Raw genomic sequence first — 18,268 nt, forward strand, 5'->3', positions numbered from 1 at the left:
GTAAGCGGTTATTTTAATATAGTTTAGTAACTTGTAGAGTGCTATTCCTATCGTTAAAACAAAATCGAAACCTTTGAAAAAAACTAGCCCGCCCCATCAAATTAAACCCTGCCCCAAAATCACTCGAAAAAGCTATTTTTGCTTTGAAAATGTTGTTTGCAAAACGCACATCGAGTGTATGCAAATAAATTTCCATATGATCCCCATCTCCTACTGTCACTATTTTTCTTTCACCTGTCTTTATTTCTAAACCAAGTATTCTAGCTACTACCCCATGAAAAACGCTGTAATCAGCTCCCGTATCAACAAAAGTATTAAATTGAACCCACCGAGTTTCACCTTTCAGGTGAAGGGGGACGACAGGCCCATAAGTTTGATCGGTTAGTTTTTTGTATGGGAAAATCATCGAATCTTTAAAAGTAACGGCAGGTCTGATTTAGCAGGAATATAAAAAATACTAATCTCTTTATCTTTAGCAATTCCTTTTTCGGCTTTTCTAAAAACCTTTAGTTGATCCTTTCCCGAAGCAACAACATGGCCATCAACAATACCCACATATCGGCCTGGGTATCGTGGTTTGAGTCGTTCCATAAGTTTTGAAAGCTGATCTTTTTTCATCCTGTCAATTATTATAAGGAAACCTAGGGGTTTGACAAGAGGTTATTGAAGTCTTGCCACGAGCCCTTCACCCCAACTTTCTAGTAGGGCTTCTACGCTGAGTTTCCATTGAGGGCCTACTTTCTGAGCGACGGCCCCAAATAATGCAATAGCTACTCGCAATTGGAAATGGGCATTACCGCAGGTATGCTTTTCAGCAGCAAGAGTTTTTAAAATGTCTAGTGTGTCTTGAATGAGTTGAGATCTGCTTTCTTCATCACGGGGTAAGGTATTGGGTTCAGAAGGAAGGTGACTAAATTCGTTAATGTGAGTGGCAAGAGTTATGACGACAGAAAGGGCCGCCTGACGGAGCTGCGCTTCAAAATCATGGCGGAAATGTTCGGCTAAACTGCGTAGAAAGGCTGGTTTGCTACTTGCCCCCAGGTTACGTAAATCTTCCGGTGTTGCTTCGTACACCCCAAGCAAATCGCGTAGCACAAGTTCAGCTGCGAGTGATCCAAAAAAATTAGGGGAATTTCGATTCTCTGCTGATCTCCTACAAGCGATCCACAAAAGATTGAGGCGTTTGCCCTTCGCAGGGTCTTCTTCATAGGCGTCGGCAATGGTGTCCATAATGTAAGTATCAGTAATCGTTTCAATATAAGTAAAAAATATTTTTCCATTTTCAAACATCGATAAATAAGTTCGGTATAAGGGTGAGCAGCGTTGATCGATCAAAAAATGGCCTTCTTCATGAACTTTAACCAGTTCTAAGGCCTCGTTGACCATGGTGTCGGGGATGCGTTTATTTTTATCTGCAGCCCCATACATGGCAAAACAATCTTGCAAAGCTTCAAAATGTTTCTGCTTCAACCACGGTGCTACATTTGAGCGCACGAGCCCAATACTTGAAGCATTCCAGCTGCGACGGTCTTCAAGGATGGTTCGAATATGTTCTGGAAAATAGGCAACAGAATCGAGTGAGTTATTAAAGGCAAGGTGCCCGATGGGGTCGCCTTCTAAAGCGAAGAATTGTGGATTTGTTCCAAAGACAAATTCTTCAACTGTTTGAGCTCCAACTTTTTTTGTGCCTTCGGATTCAGCCATGCCCATCACCCCTTGAAGTTTTTTACCATTAAAGCTCAGCACGACTCGGTAAGGGGAACTTATGTTGCGAAGGTATTGATTCAAGGCGGCAGTCCCATCGCATTTTCCAAAATCGATATTCAAATCGGGTAAGTTTATTTTGGGATCACCTTTGGCAATTTGGGCCCGCAAAGATTGTTCAATGAGTTTTGTTCGCAAGGCACTAGCCTTGCTAAAAAAATCTTTTACCAGCCCCGAGCTTGTATTAACTAAAAATTCAGGGAGATTGTTAGAGCGGCGGACATCTTCAGAACAAAGCCCAGCACTAGGAGTGTTTTTACAATATGCCTTAACTGCCTGAAACGCCTCTTCAAGACCTGCAAGATAAGAAATGGCTGAAATGAACATTATTTTCCCCTATTCTCCCACCCGTACTTGCTTTAAATATCGCCCTTTTTACAAAAGAGTTGCCATTTATTAACCATTTCATTGCCCGCTGGGTTTGTTGAAAAATGCCTTTCCTCTGTCATCCCCGTGAAAACGGGGATCCAGAAATATTTAAAATAACTGGATTCCAGCTTCAATAAACCACCACTGTTAAAAATGAGCTTGAAAATACACCTAATAAGATGCTAAATTAAGCACATTAATAGGAGCTATTTTATGACCCTGCATCTCACCGAAGATATTCGGTCCGTGACCGATTTAAAAAGAAAAACTCGTGAAATGATTGACCATGTTCAACAAACCGGGCGGCCTATGATTTTAACGACGAATGGGCGAGCCGATGCAGTTTTAATGGATGCCAAGACCTATGAAAAGCATTTAAAAGCTAGCAATTTATCAACCTTGCTGATGCAAGCAGAAGAAGATGTTTCTTCCAAACAAACTCGCCCCATGCGAAGTTTTCTAAAAGCATTCAAACATGCCCATAAAATTTAAGGTACTCATCACTCAATCGGCTGAAAGAGATGTTGAAGCAATCTATACCTTTATTGCAGAAGATAGCCCAATGCGAGCCCAAGAATTTATTGCCGAGCTTGAACATCAGGTGAAAACCCTTGAACATTTTCCAAGGCGTTGTTCTCTCATCCCAGAAAATGAAATATTAAAGGCTGAATATCGACAGCTTATTTATGGAGATTACAGAACTATTTTTAGAATTCACAAGAATTTTGTCTATGTTCTTCGCATTATCCATGGTTCGCGGCTTTTAGAAGACTCTAGTTTAGAAGCATAAAATTGCCCGCTTGCCAAAGCCTGCGAAATAGGCTTATTTTATGGTTCCCTATGCACGAGTTTTACCAATTTTACTTACCTACCAAAATCGTTTTTGAAGTGGGGATTGCAAAAGATTTTAGCAGCGAATTGCAGGCCTTAGGGGTTAATCGCTATTTCATTATTACCGATTCATTTCTCCATAAAAGTGGGATGTTAGACCCCATTATCCATGGGATAAGCGCCAATGGCTTTGAAGTGGTGGGCATTTTTGACCAAGTGCCGCCCAATTCTGAGGTGAAAGTTGTGGAGGCTTGCGCCAAAGCGGCCAATGCTCAGCATGCAGAAGGGATCATTGCTATAGGTGGTGGGAGCGTGTTGGATACCGCCAAGGCGGCCAATATTCTATTTACCCTAGGGGGAAGCCTGGTGGATGATTACTCCGGGGCTCAAACCATTACTTCAATACTCAATCCCTTCGTTGCTATTCCGACGACATCGGGTACCGGTAGTGAGGTTACGAGTGCGGCGGTTATTTATGATGAAGCCACTTCTCGTAAACTTTCTTTTACCGACGATCATCTTTATCCAAGGCTTGCCATTTTGGACCCTGAACTTACCTTAGGCATGCCGGCTAAATTAACCGCCATGACGGGCATGGATGCCTTGACTCATGCGGTAGAGGCCATCACCAGCGTGCAAAAAAATGCTATGAGCGATGCCTTGGCTAAAAAGGCCATTGTGCTCATCAAAGAAAATTTAGAAGCGGCCATTTGCGATGGTAAGAATTTAGAAGCGCGATCGGCGATGGTGATTGCATCAAATCTGGCGGGCATTGCTTTTGATCACGCTATGGTTGGAGTAGTGCATGCCATGGCTCATGCCACCGGTGGTATTGCGCATGTGCCCCATGGTTTGGCCAATTCAATCCTTTTGCCTTATGGGATGGAATATAATTTACATGTTGTTGAAGATGAATATGCCAGTTTGGCCAATTTGTTTGGCAAAGCTTCAGCGGCATCCGCTATTGAAGAAATTTTTAAATTGCGCAAAAAAGTTTCAGAGGCAGCAGGGATTCCCATGCGCTTACGGGATGCCGGGGTTAAAGAAGAACAATTAGAAACGATTGCTCAGGTGGCGGTGGAAGATGGGGCAAGTTTTTACAATCCACGCGAAGTTGAATTAGCTGGAGTTTTAGAAAAAATCAAAGCAGCCTTTTAATAATCTTTAATGATGGAGGTGATGAGTGGGATATTTTAAATCGTCTGAACAATTGCAAGGGGTGTTGGGGGATTTTTTTCAAAAATTATCCCAGCATCCTGAAATTGGCCCCAAACTTTTGGCCGCTAAAGTTATTGTTAAATTCAGCTATCGTGAACCCGATCTGACCATCACCATCAATTGCAGTGGGCCACAAGTGCAAATTACTTTTAATGATGCTGAAACAAAACCCGAAGTAGAAATGGGGATGAAGGCTGACACCGCCCATAAATTTTGGTTTGGCAAAGTTAATCTGGTCGCGGCCCTTACCCGGCGTGAAATTACGGCCAAGGGGCCTATTCCAAAAATCTTAAAATTATTACCCGTAATCAAACCTGCCTATGCAATTTATCCTAAATTTTTAGAAGAAAAAGGGCTTGCTGAAGAATTAAAGCTCTGAATTTGAGGTTTTTATATGCTAAGTTTTGACCTGACCCCTGAACAAGAGGCTATGCGCCGCACCGTGAGAGAATTTGCCGAAGAGGTGATTAAGCCAGTTCGTCATGGGTTAGATGAAAAAGAAGAATTTAGTTATGACCTTACGGCTAAAATGGGAGAGCTAGGTCTGTTTGGCATGACGGTGAGCCCAGAATACGGTGGTTTGGGGGTGGATTATTTAACTTATGTAATTGCGGTAGAAGAATTGGCCAGGGTTGATGCCAGCCAGGCGGCCACGGTGGCGGCAGAAAATTCGTTGGGGATTGGGCCCATTTATCATTTTGGTTCAGAGGAACAGAAACGAAAATACCTGCCTGATTTATGTGCGGGGAAAAAATTGTGGGGCTTTGGTTTGACCGAAGCAGAAGCGGGCAGTGATGCCGGGAGTTCTAAAACCCGCGCAGAATTAAAAAATGGCAAGTGGGTTATCAACGGTAGCAAAATTTTTATCACCAATGCCTCAACCAAAATTACCGCAGGGGTTACGGCTCAAACGGTGACTGGCACAAAAGACGATCGTAAAGAGATTAGTTGTATCATTGTTGAAGCAGGCACCTCGGGTTTTACCGCCAAAACGATGCATCACAAAATGGTGTGGCGAGCTTCCAACACTTCGGAGTTGTATTTCGATAATGTAACTGTACCCGAAGAAAATTTATTGGGCCGCAAAGGTGCCGGGTTTCAACAGATGCTACAAACCTTAGATAGCGGTCGTTTGGGTATTGGCGCTATGGGGCTAGGGGGCGCACAAGGGGCCTATGAGGCTGCATTAGAATATGCCAAACAACGTAAGACCTTTGGTTTGCCTATTATTAAACATCAAGCCATTGCCTTTAAATTGGCGGACATGGCGATGGAAATTGAAGCCGCCCGCAATCTGCTTTACAAGGCCTGTTGGCTTAAAGACCAAGGCCGGCCCTTTGCCAAAGAGGCCGCCATGGCCAAGCTTTATTGTTCTGAAGTCATGGGTCGCGTGGTAGACCAAGCCGTGCAAATCCACGGCGGCTACGGTTTGATGGAAGAATACCCCGTGGCCAAATTCTACCGCGACCATAAACTCTTAGAAATCGGCGAAGGCTCCAGCGAAGTCCAACGCATCGTCATCTCGCGTCATTTGGGTGCGTAAAGTTATCTTTTGCTGAGTTTAAGAGTCCCTTGGCCGAAGCTGAGTTTTAATCCAAAAATTTCATTAAACAGAAGAAGGGCATTATTACGATATTCTGTTTTTTTAAATTCTTTTAAGTTTTGTTTTAAGCGTTCTAATAAAGATTTTGGATTCAATAGTTTTCTTTGAGTGATGGCAATAATGTCCTCGAAATCTTTTGGTTCCATTCTAGATAATTTGCCAAGGACAATATCTTCAACACAGGGAATAAAGACACAAAGATTTTTTAACTTTAACGATAATTTTTTTGATTTGCTTCGCCAGTCCCCAGGCACGCTGAAGACGATTTCTGGTAATGACGAAATATACACATGATATTTCTTTGCAAGTTCAGAATTTTCATTTCCTTTTCTGGCGATGTTATCAGGAGGATCAATAAAATCTAGATCAGCGGTTCTGTTTTGTGGATCATAGGCTAGGGTGATGGCACCACCTCCTATCAAATAAAGATCAACTGGATGGTTAAACTTACATTGTTCATCTAATTCTTTCAAAAAGGCTAAAATGTTATCCAGATGTGCGGTCATAGAAAAGAGGCTCTTAATTTAGCCAAGGGACAATCATAGATCTTCCATTTTTTGCCAATGGATGTTTGGTAACGGCGAAGAAATTTTTTAGCCGTATCACTAAGAGGGAGGTTTAATACTAATTGATTGGGAACTGACTTTATTGGCTTGAAAGTGACTTTCTTTTCGGAACTTTCTAAAAGCCAACCCAGACGATTTTTGAGATTCAGATCTACCGGTATTTCGAAATTAGGGGAATATTTTTTTACAAAATAAGAAAGTAGAGCCAAGATTCGTGAGTCCAACGTGCTTTTAGAAAGTACGTTGAGAATGATGTCAGGGAGAAGTTTAGTTAGTAAGGGCTGATGTTTGTAGTAGCAATCCCATAAATATTGCACCCATTTTTCTGTTTTTTTATCAGTCCGATTTTGATTGAGAAGAGATGAAATTTTTAGTGCATGTTCGCCTGACGGTAATTGACGCCCCGCTAACCAGTGGGAAAGGGTAAGCGGAGGTATCTTCAATTGATCTGCCCACCACTTTTTTCTTCGGTAACCATGTTCAATACAATCATGGTTGAGTTGTGTAATAAGTGTGCTAAGCATTATATTTTTTATATATGATATCATATATAAAATCAATACATAATTTTTATTTTACCCGCAACTATTTGGCTTTTATTACGATAATTCTCCCATCAATCAAAATGGGGGAAGGGAGTCGATATGGCTGGGTTGTAAAAACCCATGACGAAGGAACACTTTGATTTATCATTAATCATTAAATCGTATCTCGAATTTCAATTTTTCTGTTTGGCGAAGTTTGCCAACGTGAAAAAAGGCAAAGGCTCCGTGCATGATACTATCAATAAATCCATCATTTCCTACTAATTTCAAAGCCCATTCTTCATGGTTTTTCCATTTCACTATCACTTTAGTTCCTTCTTGATATTGTTTGCCTTGAACTGTTTGACTCTCGGCCAATGTACCGTGAAACTTTTCGCACGTACTCAACCATCCACAACGATAAGTTTCGGTTGCAAATATTGTTCCTCCTTTGAATACAAATCTGCCTGTTTCACGGGTACGTTGATCCCTTTCCAATGTGCCTATTCTACCATCATATTCCTCTATAGTATCTTTTTTGATTTGCACATCTCCGTGAGGAAAAAAAAGGGTTCCACCTTTGAAGATGATTCCTTCTGGGGTTGTTGTATCTTCTGCCAAAACTCCACCGATTACTCGAAATTTTTTTTCTAAATCCCCCGGATTTGCTTCTAGATTTACCTTGATTACTGTTTGCCCTTTATATTTGATTCCTTGGATGGTCTGATCTTTGGCCAGGGTTCCGAAGAAGTACTCAGCCATAAGTCCCCGCATGACTTTGATTTCAGACCCACCTTGAAATTCAATGCCTCCGATCCACTGATCATTGTTCAAGGTTCCGCGTTCAACCCTGAATTCATCATTAAAAAAAATTTCTGTTCCTTGTTGGAATTCAGCACTGAATATGGGAGCGACTGAGGTTCTGCCATATCGGATAATAGCTGTACGAGCATTTGATTCGATACTGTGTATGGTTACATTTAAGGCCAAGGTGCCATGTTTTACATAACCGAAGTCATATAATTCTAATTCTGTGCCACGCGCATACTCGATTCCATCAAATGTGAGATTTTCTCCAGGGGTTATTTTTCGGAGGGAGGTATTATCATGGAGTTCATGAACAATTGTTCCTTTTGGGAGAAAAACGTAGTTCAAATAGGGAACTTTGGAATTCAGACAAGCTTCATTTTTCTTGATTCCACATGCTTTCAAAAAATATTGGGTCAGTCTTAGAAGGTTGGCATGTTTATGATAACCGTTGTCCCACATTTCGGTGGCAATGAGGTCAACCTTTTTTCTCGGATTTAACTGTCTTTTCTGGGTGCCAGAGATTAACTTATAATAAGACGCTGATACCTCATCTCGAAATTGACTCTCTGATGTGAAGGAAGCGTTTTTGATTTTTGATAAGGGGCCTTCTTTGATCAGTTTGACCATTTCATCGGCGGCCTTGCGTGTTTCTTCCGAACCGCTGTCAATTGGGATTATTGTTGTATTTCTTTCTTCATGAACAGATGGCAAGGTTATATCAGTGCACATGGATGCCTTTTTTGATGCCTCCATTAACTCATGGCGGGGAAGGGCATTGTGTTCACGCACGAACTTTCCGGAAACTATTTCAGATTTATTGCCATCAAATATAATTCTTGGTTGTGGAGTGTTGTCATGGGCATTGAGATCAACGGTTACTTGGTACTGTAATCCTTGTTCGTCTTCAACAAGAGCAATAGTATTGCCATTCCGACAGGTCCCCAATACTGCGACAGGTGAATAGATAGTAGTCATGTATGACCCACAGCTAAAGTCAAAATGAGTTAAGATAGAACTCTGCTGCTGGCTTCGTTGTTCCATCTAAAAAGTTTCGGGAAACTTGCCCAAGGCTTGATTTTTCTGTATACAAGCAGTATACGGACCAAAATAGGGATTTTAGAAAAAGTGACCGGCGGTAGCCGGTATCTTACCACCTGGGTGTGTAGCCCTTGACAAATCTATAGTCTATAGTGTATATTTCTATAGAATATAGGAAAGATATTATGCCAACAACGATCCAAATTGAGAACAAAACGCTTTTACTTTTAAAGCGGCTTAAAACAAAATTTAAGGTAAAAACCTACGATGAGATCATTCGTAAGCTGATTTCTAAAAAAGTAGAACCCGTTTCTTCTCTTTTAGGCGCGCATTCTCATCTTCCTTCTTTTAGTGAACAAGATCATCTTTTTTCTCATGACGAAGAAGACTAGTTACATTATTGATTCCTTTGCTTGGGTTGAATATTTTCGAGGTTCTTCGCAAGGAGAACAGGCTGCCTCTTATATTGAAGAAGGGCAGGGCTTTACTCCGATCGTGGTTATTGCGGAGTTATCAGCTTATTATGCCAGACAAAAGATTTCTTCTTGGGAAAGAGATTATTCTTTTATTGAAATGAAAGCTCCCTTAATTGATTTAACGCCTGAAATTGCCAAAAGAGCAGGGATCACCCGGCAAAAGATGCGCGAAACCCGCCCTAAATTTGGGCTTATGGATGCTATTATCTATGAAACAGCGCTTTCACTCAAAGCATGGGTGGTAAGTGGAGATCCTCATTTTGAGGGTCTTGCAAATGTTATCTTTTTAAAGAATTAAAAAACCATATTTAGGGGGTTGTTTGGGAAGCGCGGTCGGCGCGTTTCTGATAAACAAAGCAACAAATGAGGGTAAAGGATGCGGCTTTAGACCTAGGGATGGGCAAAAGTACTTTAGACAAATGGGTGCGCAGATACTCGAAAGCCTGTGGATAAGGGGATTTTAAGGATCCCCTTATCCACAGGCTCGCGTCATTCCCTCAAAAATGCCTCTTGTCCACCCGTAACTGAAGCATTACCATTATTTCACTTTTTCATATTATTTTAGTTCCATAATTACACCCTCTTCAATAAGGTCCTTAATGATTGAATGTGCATTATCTGACAATTCCCTTATTTTCTTATCAATCAAGCTAATTGCATGTAGGTGATCCGATGTTGGCTTTTCTTTCAATAGAGAGTTGGCAAAAGCTCTGAGTATGTCATAGCTCTTACTTTGTTTTCCCATTGCATGATACGATTCTGCTAGCATGATATGTGTATCCAAAACTTCATCAGCATCTTCGATGAGATCTTTTGGTTGAGGAGTTTTCAGATAGAGTTCGAAATCTTGTGTGGAGTTAGGGTAATCTTTGTTGAAAAAATAAAGTTTACCGCGAAGATGCAGGCTCCTTTTACAATAACCAAAATGCCTGTATGTTTTCTTACACAGGTCAATGGCTGTTCCCAGATGAAACATAGCCTTATCTGTTTCTGATTGTTGAATGTAGATGATGCCGATATCCTCATACAAACTATAAGGCACATCTTCCTTCTGCCCATTTGCTTTTTCGATTGCCGTCTTTAAATCAATTAAGGCATCTTCCATATTGCCATTTTGAAGCTTTGCATCTGCCCGCAATCGATAATAGAAGTAATTCTCTGGATCATTCTCAATCATCAAGCCTAGTTCTTGTATAGCTTGAGAACGCTTATCTTCGTTGTGGATCATTGCCATTACAGAATATAGGCGCTCATTATTAGGATCATAATAGTAAATTTGTTTCGCCAATGATGTGATAACCGGCAACCCACAAATAGTCACAATACTAAGAACATACCAATGGATTTTATGAAGCCACTTGAAACGATTTGTGATGTTTTTCAATAAAATTGTTTTAGAAAAGTAAACCAAATAAACTAATAATAGTACCTGCACTGAAAATGCCAAAAGTGTAATTTGTGCAAATATTTTCCCAGATTCACCATAGGTAGAACTTCCAAGGCCATCCAAACTATTCATAGCCAACACTGCAATTGTAATCGATAATATGATAATAGCAAAAATGCCTGCTAGGATAGCTTGTACCTTCAGCATACAATTTCTAAAGCGCTGCATAATGAGCGCAAAAATGGAAACCCCGAGTATTACTGAGAATAAAATCCAAAGAAAAATATTGTTCTCTGATTTTTCAAATAGGGAGAGAAGAGCGTAGAGGGAAAGTAAGAGATTGATAAATAAAAACAATCTATCTTTCATGCACAAACCCCGTCTAAGTCTAACACTTTAAGCGTTGATGGTTCAAAAGCCGTCCGTTTGACCTCTCGAAAAATCCACCAAGCTCAGAAATTCGCAAAACAAACTGATATCAAAGCGATTTCCTAGTTCGAAAATCGTCTTATTGGCTCACTCAAACGTGCCCCCAGATGGACGCTTTTAGAACCGCGTGTGCCGAAATGACGCTGCTCGCGACCTGATTGAGTTTCAACTTGCACCGACCGGTTAGCCTTTGAAAGGCTGACAATGTCGAACGCCATTAATAAAATAACAATTCCTGCCCTAAAATATATTCAGGTTCTTTGCTCTTGGCTATCGTTTTTATTTTTTATTATTTTATTTTTAAATTCATGACGAAGTAAATTCATGACGAAGGAACATCCCTACTCGACACGAATTTTGGGGCAAAATGCCACGAATGGATAATAACCGGTAAAATTTAACAGAGCTGTGCTTTAAGCTTGCAGCCTTCTGAAAGGGTTTAGACTGGATTTGTGCCTAAATTAGTTTGGATTTCCAAAATGAAGGTAAAAAGGTCCCTAGCTTTTCTATCTCAAAGGCCATTTTTAGAAATAGAGTTTTTTAACTCACCCAAATTTTTCTTTGAATTTTAACTTCCAGGTGGCTTGTTGAAGAGATCGTTGTTGTTTAAGTTCTTTTGTCTTTTCTATAACCCATTCGGGATTTCCAATGGAGGGTGTTGAAGAATAAGGCTTCTTTTCCTTCCAATCGCATTGAAGAATCTCCTCTACCATCTGAAGATAAGCGGCTATAAATATAAATATTATAAATATTATTATAATAAATATTTACCCACAACTATTTGGCTTTTATTACGATAATTCTCCCATCAATCAAAATGGGGGAAGGGAGTCGATATGACTGGGTTCTCAACCTATGTGTCGGGGTTTTTCAGTGCTATTCGTAGGGGGCTTGAAGGTGGCTTTGATCTAGAAGCAACCACCCCTGTTGTTGAAGATAAGACAAATCGTATTGAGCTTGGAGCAGGAGTTACAGTTGGGGTGGGTATTATTAACGAGGACATTATTACCGGTGACGGAATATTGGAAGCAGGTAGATCCGAACGTTTAATTTTACCTCATGGTTCTATCTATTGGTACCATGCATTATCTGAAAAATTTGGCTTTAATGTTAAAATACAAGCCGGTTATGCCTTGTTTAGGGGGACATACGACCGCACTAGTTTGCAAGAACCTATTCCCAATGTAAAGGATTATAGTTCTGCTGGTTTTGGCGGAATAGGGGTGGTGTTATTGAGTTATAGGCCATTTGACAGATTGTCGTTACATTTAGGTGGTGGGGCCATGGCATTGCCTAAAAATAATTTTGATCAACCCTCAAGTGTTATTGAATTTGGGCCCGTAGCTCAGTATGGTGCGGGGCTTCATTTCTAACCCACCGGTATTCTTTTTTGAGATAAAATTCATTGGAAGAAAGCAATTCGCTGGGTTTTTCTTGGTCAAAGAAGACCAAACGGAGCTTACCATATGAGGTTGGTTTTAAGGAAAAGCGGGCAATTTGCATCGAACCTGTTCCGGTGATTCCACTCCATGTTACAGCAAGCTTATCTTGATGGTCTATCCATTTCCCACGGTGAAAATGTTGTAGACGTAAGGGTGAAAGCGCTTTGAGGTCACTGGTAAGGGGTAGTTTCAGTGTGAGTAAGATGGCGGGGATGGAATTTCCAACGTATTCGTTTTTATCGGTTTGAATTTGTAACCTGGCCTTAGGGTTTAAGACCCCAATCAATTTACGTTCGTTCGGTAAGGCATCAGACCAGGTGCGAAAGGGCCCCACATCCACGTGCACAAAATCTAAACTACCATAATAACCAACGCCGCCTAATTTTAATTTCAGCAAATAATCCCGCAGGGTTTCTTCACGAATCTCATCGATATGAATATCGATGGCTTTACCTTGCATATGTAAACTTTGCGGGCTTACCTTGTGGCCCGTTTTAAGTAGATTTTCATTGAGCTCAGGGCTGCGATAGCCCGAAATAATTTCGACCGTATCGGCGCCAAAATGATCTTGGAGATGATCGAGTAGGTCTAATAAACGTGGTTCAATGTTAATAGGTTGGCCGTTATCGCGGGAACGCAGTAAATGATTGGCCTTGTTGATGCCATCTAACCGATAGCTCTTTTTATCTCGAAAGGTAACTTGGCTGAATTCATTGAGGTGGTAATTAAACAAATTGAGGGTGCCATCCCCCGTGGGCCAATTAGAAGTTTGACTCCATAGCGGAGCTGGCAACAAGAGTAGGATCGCCAGCCACATCGTTTTGCACCTGACAAATCGGATCCAAAGAAAAGTTAAGGGCGACAACATCGGGTGTACCATAAAACAAATCTTCTAACGCTACAATCGCTCCGTTGGTTTTAATTGTTGCTCGCAAGTTTTTAATTTTTTCTAAATCCAAGGGTGCGGTGTAAACTCCTTGGGCCAATAGATGTTCAACAATGGCATTTAAAAGTTCTTCTTTGCGACCATAGAAATTAGGGTGAAGAGTGAGCTCTGTTTTATAGAGTTCAAAGGGTTCGTAGATAGTTCGCACGCGAACGGCCTTGGGCAGATTTTTGACCACGGTTTGCCAACGAGTTTTGCTGTATTTGTTTTCCCAGGTATTATTTTCATTAGGCAACAATTCTGTTTGCAAAAAAGTTCCCAATTCGATCGCATCTTTGCTATTCATGCGAATGCAACCATGACTTGCCGGATGGCCAATGCTCCAAGGTTTGCTGGTGCCGTGGATGAGGACTGCTTGTTGCATGGGTAATTTGACTGGGCCTAAAGGATTGTTGGGGCCAGGGGGTTCGGGCTTGGCATTTTTTGCCCAAGGGCTATCGGGAGGGTTCCAACCTGGGTTCCAAATGATTTGTTTAAAATGGAACTTAGTGACGGGAGTGGGGAAAGCCGGCGCTCCTACCGCGACTTTAAAATGTCTGATGGGTTTTCCATTTTTGTAAACGGTCATTTTGGTGGCGGGAATATTGACGACGATTTGAAGATTTTCGGCAAACTCCATCCCTAAGCGCTTTTCTTCAGCATAAAGGGAAGGACTTAGGAGAAAAACCCCCAGTCCGAGAATAAAAGCTAAAAATGTGAAAATGGCCTTTTGCGACATTTCTTCTCCCCATGCCCTCAATAAAATTATAGACGAAGTAAGTCCCCTATAGGAAGCTAAATTTCTATTAATGACGCAATGCAGAAATTTCCTTGCGCAACTTTTGTAGGGACAACACGAGAATTACTTAGGGATTAAAAGGGTTTTAGGGGCCCACAGGGGAGCTATGAATTTAAAAAAATCATTTTATCATCATGGATCCCGGGCCTGCCCCGGACTTAGATCCGGGGTCCCCGGATCGGGGTCCGGGGCAGGCAAGCCCGGGATGACAATGTGGGTGCTATTGTTGCTTGCTTTAGTTGCTTGTGAAAGTTCGACGAATCAAGTGGGTGGCTTGATTGGCCAGGTAAATTATCAAACCTTTGCCTGTTTGCCGCAAGATCAAACCCTTATGGTTCGCAACGACAATATGCAAGAACCCCAGCGAATTCAGGCTGTGATGTTTGAGCTAGGGACCAACAAAGACAAATTTTATAAAATCAGCAAGGTTGTTTCGAATGGGGTGGAATATAAGTCGATGGGGGATATTGCCAATGAGATTATCATCCCACCCGGTGGTACGATGGAAGTTACGGTAACTTATAAACCTCGTAAGGTTACTTTTTCACCCGACACTCATGTGACTTATCTCGATATCGTTTTAAATGGGCCAAAATTGGGCATTCTTCAGTTGAAGCTAAATGGCACAGCCGAAAAATCTTTGCCTGGTTGTGGGCAAAGCAGTGGAAGCGAGTTTGAGGTCATTGATATGACAACCTATATGATTCATGAGGCCTCTTTTGGTAGTAACAATAATAAAACAAAATTAGGTGCGGAGGCTGTGGAGGGGAATTTCTCATTCGAGTTAAATGAACAAAAAGGCACAGCTAAAATGACCGAAGAAGGTTGGCCTACGGTTGCAATCCCCTTGCCCCCAGGGCAAGCCTTGTCAGAATTAAAAGTTGATTTGTTGGTGGGTGAATATGAAGGGACTTTTGATGGAGTGGATTTAGAAATTCCGGGGCTTATCTTAGATATCCCGGCGATTGCTACGATTGATGGGGTTACACTTACTTCTAAATCAGTAGATTTGACGACCGAGGGCGGACATCTAGCATTAACAGGTTCGCCTTTGAGCGGTGCCAATGATATCACTCTTGTGCTTGCGGTTGAACTCGAGCAAACCACCTTTCCAGCCCTTCCGGAAGATCTTAATCATGCGATCTTTGGTGCCGAGATTAAGCTGCATAAGAAGTAGTTACAATGTTATGAATTCCTGCCCCCCGATCGGGGTCGAGGGCATGCTTCGCAGGAATGACAGTGTCATTATCCAAAAAATATGGATTTGCGGCGTTTGAGGCCGTCGACTAACATCTCTTGAATGGTGTGGCGCACCTGTTCAGAAAGTTTATGAATGAGCAGATCATCGTCTAAGGCCTTTTTGCCGTATTGGGCGACATTGATGGGTTTGCCAAAATAAATAGTCCATTTGGTGGGTAGGCCAAAAAATCCCAAGGGGCCAAACCATGGCATGGTGGGGGTAATCGGGACATACGGAATACCAAAAGGCTTGGCCAAGAAGCTGGCTTTATAAAGCAGGGGATGAGTTTCTTCAGCGCCGACCACGGCTACCGGAATGATTGGAGTGTTGGTGCGAATGGCAAGCTTAATAAAACCACCACGGCCGAAGCGTTGCAATTGATAACGTTTGTTAAAAAGTTTGCCGATCCCTTTTTGACCTTCAGGAAAAACCGCCACGAGGTGATCTTTATTGAGCAGCCGTTCGGCGTTATCTTGCGAGGCTCGCACGCCACCGACGCGATACATAAACGTTCCCACAAACGGTAAATAATAAACAAAATCTTCTACTAAAAATCGTGCGGCGCGACGGGCGGGGTGGTCGTTGTTCACAGCCAAGCGAATCATGGGGCCGTCAAAGGGAAGCGTGCCGCTGTGGTTGGCCACTAGTAAAGCTCTGCCTTTGTGCGGGACATTTTCAACTCCGTGGGTTGAGACGCGCCAATATTTATAATAAAAAAAGTCAGAGATAGGTTTTATTTTGGCTTCAAATTTATAATCTCGGCCAAATTCGTCAACTTCTTCGGTAGCAGGGTTAAGATTAATATCGTTGGCTTGTAAAATTTTTTCTGATTTGAGTTTGCGATAACCCAAGATACGGCGAAAGAGGGCACGGCTGAGTTGAGACCTAAAATCCGAAGCAACATGGTGAGTGGCCAATATATTTTTTGGTTTTATGGGTTCAGAGCCGGTAGACAGTTTGGCAATTTCTTCGCGGAGTGCCTTCAATTCTTGTTGCAACGCCTTGGCATCGGCCGGATGCTTTTTGCTGCCCACCTTCGATAATTTATTTTCAATCTGGTCTAATTTTTTAAGTAATTTAGTTTCACCTTCGCGAATCTGTTCTTCTAAACTTTTAGCAGGCTGAGATGTTGCTTCAGCAGGCGAGGCATTAAAGTTAATGAGTCTTAGTTTTGGATTAAAACTTTTAGTCTTTGCCATAAGTTTTTAAGCCTCCACCAGGTGAACGCGACGCAGCCGTTCAGCGCCTATAAAAGATAAGAAGGCCTCTCGGGTCGTATATTTGGCGACAAAACCCATTTCTTGTTCAGCCTTGTCACCGGCTGCTACACAGATGTATTTGAGAAAATCAATATAGCTCGCTGGGGCAGGCAAGATATCTAAAAACCAAAGTGTCTGCACAAAGGCCTTGAGCCCGATCATGCTCAAAGGGATGCGGTACTTTCCGGTTAATTCAATCACCTTAGATAACGGCAATACCCCTTGGCCTACAATATTGTAAATTCCCGGCCAATCTTGATAAACAGCCAATTCTACCGAGCGAAACAAATCGTCTTCGTGAACAAATTGCATGAGGGGGTCATATCCCATCACTGTGGGAATAATAGGCAGATTATAATAAGCGGTTTTAAAACTATCGACCGTGGGGCCCATGATAGTGCAAGGTCGCAGGATGGTAACAATAGTTTTGGGGTGCTTGCGAGCAAAGCGCAAAAAACCATTTTCGGCATCACATTTATCTTTAAGAAAACTATTTTTGCGAAAAGCACGGGCCGGATGTTTTTCGGTTAGATAATTGGGATTGTCGGCAAAGGGGCCATAGACATCGGTGGTAGACGTTAAAATTAGTTTTTTTACTTTGGCCGCCGAGGCTGCATTGCAAACATACATGCTCCCCACCGAAATGAGTTCATGGGCAAAAGATAAATTTCGGGGTGGTGTGATGGGAAAGGCGGTATGAATCAAGGTGTCGACTTTTTCTTTTTTTAAAATTTCGGCAAGTTTGGCATCGGCCAATTCTTCGGTCAGATCTAAATGGATATATTTAGTACGACTCAAACGGAGTTTTGGAGTTTTGTAGTATAGCGAGATAACTTTGTGAATCGAGCGGTTGCGATCGAGTCGCTGTAAAATGTTAGTGGCTTTGAAGCCACTGCCGGTGACGGCAACGACTTTCGGAAGTGAGTTTGCATTAGATGCCATGAGGTATTCTATGGGGATAAGTGGCTTAAAATCAAGATAAAGATGTCATCCCCGCGAAGGCGGGGACCCAGTAATGTTCTCTGTCATTGCGAGCGAGCCCCGTTGGCGAGCGTGGCAATCTTCTTTTTCATTCTTCAATTCATTTGCACATTCCCCCACGTCTTTTCAAGGTTAGGAGAGGCCAATGGAGAGCCCGCGCCCGGTCGGCCTAGTCGGACTAAAAAATTCTTTGTTTTTAGTTGAATTAGAGTACTCCTCTGTCGTCCTCTAATTCAAAAAAACAATAGAATTTTTTAGCCCTCTTACGGCCGACCTCCTGCGCTGAAAGGCTCTCCCTTGGCCTCTCCTAACCTTGAAAAGACTTCTCTGCAAATATTTGGGATTATATAAAAAGAGAGTTAAGCGACTTTGCCGTTGAGTTAGCTTTTTCGACCCATCGCGGAATCGCCGGGGCCCCCAATGCGAGTTAGCCGTCATGGAAAGCCGAGGCCCGCCGTTGCGGCGGGAACGCGGAAGGATTCCGTGACGGCTAACTCCATTAGAAGATATGGATGACCTCAGCACTTGCCACCGGGCGCTGGTTAGCCCAATAAGAGAGTGCAACAAAATGGTTTGTTGCAACAACACTTAAGCAAAGGAGGCCATC

At 42.1% G+C, this 18,268-nt stretch carries 21 protein-coding genes; 9 read left to right on the forward strand and 12 right to left on the reverse strand.

Annotated elements, in window-relative coordinates; translation table 11 throughout:
• Positions 1-13: 13 nt before the first annotated feature.
• The 3 genes from HYU97_04145 to HYU97_04155 are packed head-to-tail and all read right to left on the reverse strand — an operon-like array spanning position 14 to position 2,091.
• Positions 14-406, reverse strand: a complete 393-nt coding sequence (locus tag HYU97_04145) for a hypothetical protein (GenBank protein ID MBI2335934.1) — start codon at positions 404-406, stop codon at positions 14-16.
• Complete coding sequence (locus tag HYU97_04150; protein MBI2335935.1) at positions 403-618, reverse strand: hypothetical protein; 216 nt, start codon at positions 616-618, stop codon at positions 403-405. The genes HYU97_04145 and HYU97_04150 overlap by 4 nt, the downstream gene beginning before the upstream one ends.
• 42 nt (positions 619-660) lie before the next feature.
• Complete coding sequence (locus HYU97_04155; GenBank protein MBI2335936.1) at positions 661-2,091, reverse strand: hypothetical protein; 1,431 nt, start codon at positions 2,089-2,091, stop codon at positions 661-663.
• A 255-nt stretch (positions 2,092-2,346) separates the two neighbouring features.
• Here HYU97_04155 and HYU97_04160 point away from each other — a divergent pair, with 255 nt between their 5' ends.
• From HYU97_04160 to HYU97_04180, 5 genes are read left to right on the forward strand one after another with little or no spacing between them, the layout of a single operon-like run.
• The gene (locus HYU97_04160; protein ID MBI2335937.1) at positions 2,347-2,625 is read left to right on the forward strand and encodes a type II toxin-antitoxin system Phd/YefM family antitoxin; all 279 of its coding nucleotides are present in this window, start codon (positions 2,347-2,349) and stop codon (positions 2,623-2,625) included.
• Positions 2,609-2,923 carry a type II toxin-antitoxin system RelE/ParE family toxin gene (locus tag HYU97_04165; GenBank protein ID MBI2335938.1) on the forward strand — a complete coding sequence of 105 codons (315 nt, stop codon included), beginning with the start codon at positions 2,609-2,611 and terminating at the stop codon, positions 2,921-2,923. Before HYU97_04160 ends, HYU97_04165 begins: the two co-directional genes overlap by 17 nt.
• Before the next feature lie 50 nt (positions 2,924-2,973).
• A complete protein-coding gene (locus HYU97_04170; protein ID MBI2335939.1) occupies positions 2,974-4,122 on the forward strand; it encodes an iron-containing alcohol dehydrogenase in 1,149 nt (382 codons plus the stop codon).
• A 25-nt stretch (positions 4,123-4,147) separates the two neighbouring features.
• Positions 4,148-4,561, forward strand: coding sequence for an SCP2 sterol-binding domain-containing protein (locus HYU97_04175; protein MBI2335940.1), 414 nt, complete (start codon positions 4,148-4,150; stop codon positions 4,559-4,561).
• Positions 4,562-4,576: 15 nt separating this feature from the next.
• Positions 4,577-5,725, forward strand: coding sequence for an acyl-CoA dehydrogenase family protein (locus tag HYU97_04180; protein ID MBI2335941.1), 1,149 nt, complete (start codon positions 4,577-4,579; stop codon positions 5,723-5,725).
• Between the two features lie 2 nt (positions 5,726-5,727).
• Here HYU97_04180 and HYU97_04185 read toward each other — a convergent pair whose 3' ends face one another.
• From HYU97_04185 to HYU97_04195, 3 genes are all read right to left on the reverse strand, one after another.
• On the reverse strand, positions 5,728-6,291 hold the full coding sequence (locus tag HYU97_04185) for a hypothetical protein (GenBank protein MBI2335942.1): 564 nt from the start codon (positions 6,289-6,291) through the stop codon (positions 5,728-5,730).
• Positions 6,288-6,875: a hypothetical protein gene (locus tag HYU97_04190; protein ID MBI2335943.1), complete on the reverse strand. Its 588-nt coding sequence runs from the start codon at positions 6,873-6,875 to the stop codon at positions 6,288-6,290. Before HYU97_04190 ends, HYU97_04185 begins: the two co-directional genes overlap by 4 nt.
• Positions 6,876-7,043: 168 nt before the next feature.
• Positions 7,044-8,660: a hypothetical protein gene (locus tag HYU97_04195; GenBank protein MBI2335944.1), complete on the reverse strand. Its 1,617-nt coding sequence runs from the start codon at positions 8,658-8,660 to the stop codon at positions 7,044-7,046.
• 248 nt (positions 8,661-8,908) lie between these two features.
• On the opposite strand from HYU97_04195, the gene HYU97_04200 reads away from it, so the two are divergent.
• On the forward strand, positions 8,909-9,115 hold the full coding sequence (locus HYU97_04200; protein MBI2335945.1) for a hypothetical protein: 207 nt from the start codon (positions 8,909-8,911) through the stop codon (positions 9,113-9,115).
• Positions 9,099-9,497, forward strand: a complete 399-nt coding sequence (locus HYU97_04205) for a PIN domain-containing protein (protein MBI2335946.1) — start codon at positions 9,099-9,101, stop codon at positions 9,495-9,497. The genes HYU97_04200 and HYU97_04205 overlap by 17 nt, the downstream gene beginning before the upstream one ends.
• A gap of 258 nt (positions 9,498-9,755) precedes the next feature.
• On the opposite strand, the gene HYU97_04210 is transcribed toward HYU97_04205, so the two are convergent.
• On the reverse strand, positions 9,756-10,955 hold the full coding sequence (locus tag HYU97_04210; protein ID MBI2335947.1) for a hypothetical protein: 1,200 nt from the start codon (positions 10,953-10,955) through the stop codon (positions 9,756-9,758).
• A 605-nt stretch (positions 10,956-11,560) separates the two neighbouring features.
• Positions 11,561-11,728: a hypothetical protein gene (locus tag HYU97_04215; protein ID MBI2335948.1), complete on the reverse strand. Its 168-nt coding sequence runs from the start codon at positions 11,726-11,728 to the stop codon at positions 11,561-11,563.
• Positions 11,729-11,851: 123 nt separating this feature from the next.
• Between HYU97_04215 and HYU97_04220 the strand changes: the two genes are divergently transcribed.
• On the forward strand, positions 11,852-12,388 hold the full coding sequence (locus HYU97_04220) for a hypothetical protein (GenBank protein ID MBI2335949.1): 537 nt from the start codon (positions 11,852-11,854) through the stop codon (positions 12,386-12,388).
• Here the strand turns inward: HYU97_04220 and HYU97_04225 are convergent.
• A complete protein-coding gene (locus tag HYU97_04225) occupies positions 12,339-13,274 on the reverse strand; it encodes a DUF882 domain-containing protein (GenBank protein ID MBI2335950.1) in 936 nt (311 codons plus the stop codon). The two genes, HYU97_04220 and HYU97_04225, sit on opposite strands and share 50 nt — an antisense overlap.
• Positions 13,219-14,121, reverse strand: a complete 903-nt coding sequence (locus HYU97_04230; GenBank protein ID MBI2335951.1) for a L,D-transpeptidase — start codon at positions 14,119-14,121, stop codon at positions 13,219-13,221. The genes HYU97_04225 and HYU97_04230 overlap by 56 nt, the downstream gene beginning before the upstream one ends.
• A 265-nt stretch (positions 14,122-14,386) precedes the next feature.
• On the opposite strand from HYU97_04230, the gene HYU97_04235 reads away from it, so the two are divergent.
• Positions 14,387-15,358 (forward strand): hypothetical protein, encoded by a 972-nt coding sequence (locus HYU97_04235; GenBank protein ID MBI2335952.1) that lies wholly within the window; start codon positions 14,387-14,389, stop codon positions 15,356-15,358.
• Positions 15,359-15,426: 68 nt separating this feature from the next.
• Here HYU97_04235 and HYU97_04240 read toward each other — a convergent pair whose 3' ends face one another.
• Both HYU97_04240 and HYU97_04245 read right to left on the reverse strand, forming a co-directional pair.
• The gene (locus HYU97_04240) at positions 15,427-16,620 is read right to left on the reverse strand and encodes an acyltransferase family protein (GenBank protein ID MBI2335953.1); all 1,194 of its coding nucleotides are present in this window, start codon (positions 16,618-16,620) and stop codon (positions 15,427-15,429) included.
• Positions 16,621-16,626: 6 nt separating this feature from the next.
• A complete protein-coding gene (locus HYU97_04245; GenBank protein ID MBI2335954.1) occupies positions 16,627-17,622 on the reverse strand; it encodes an NAD-dependent epimerase/dehydratase family protein in 996 nt (331 codons plus the stop codon).
• Positions 17,623-18,268 lie beyond the last annotated feature (646 nt).

It is taken from the genome of Deltaproteobacteria bacterium (assembly GCA_016183235.1).
Lineage (GTDB): Bacteria > UBA10199 > UBA10199 > DSSB01 > JACPFA01 > JACPFA01.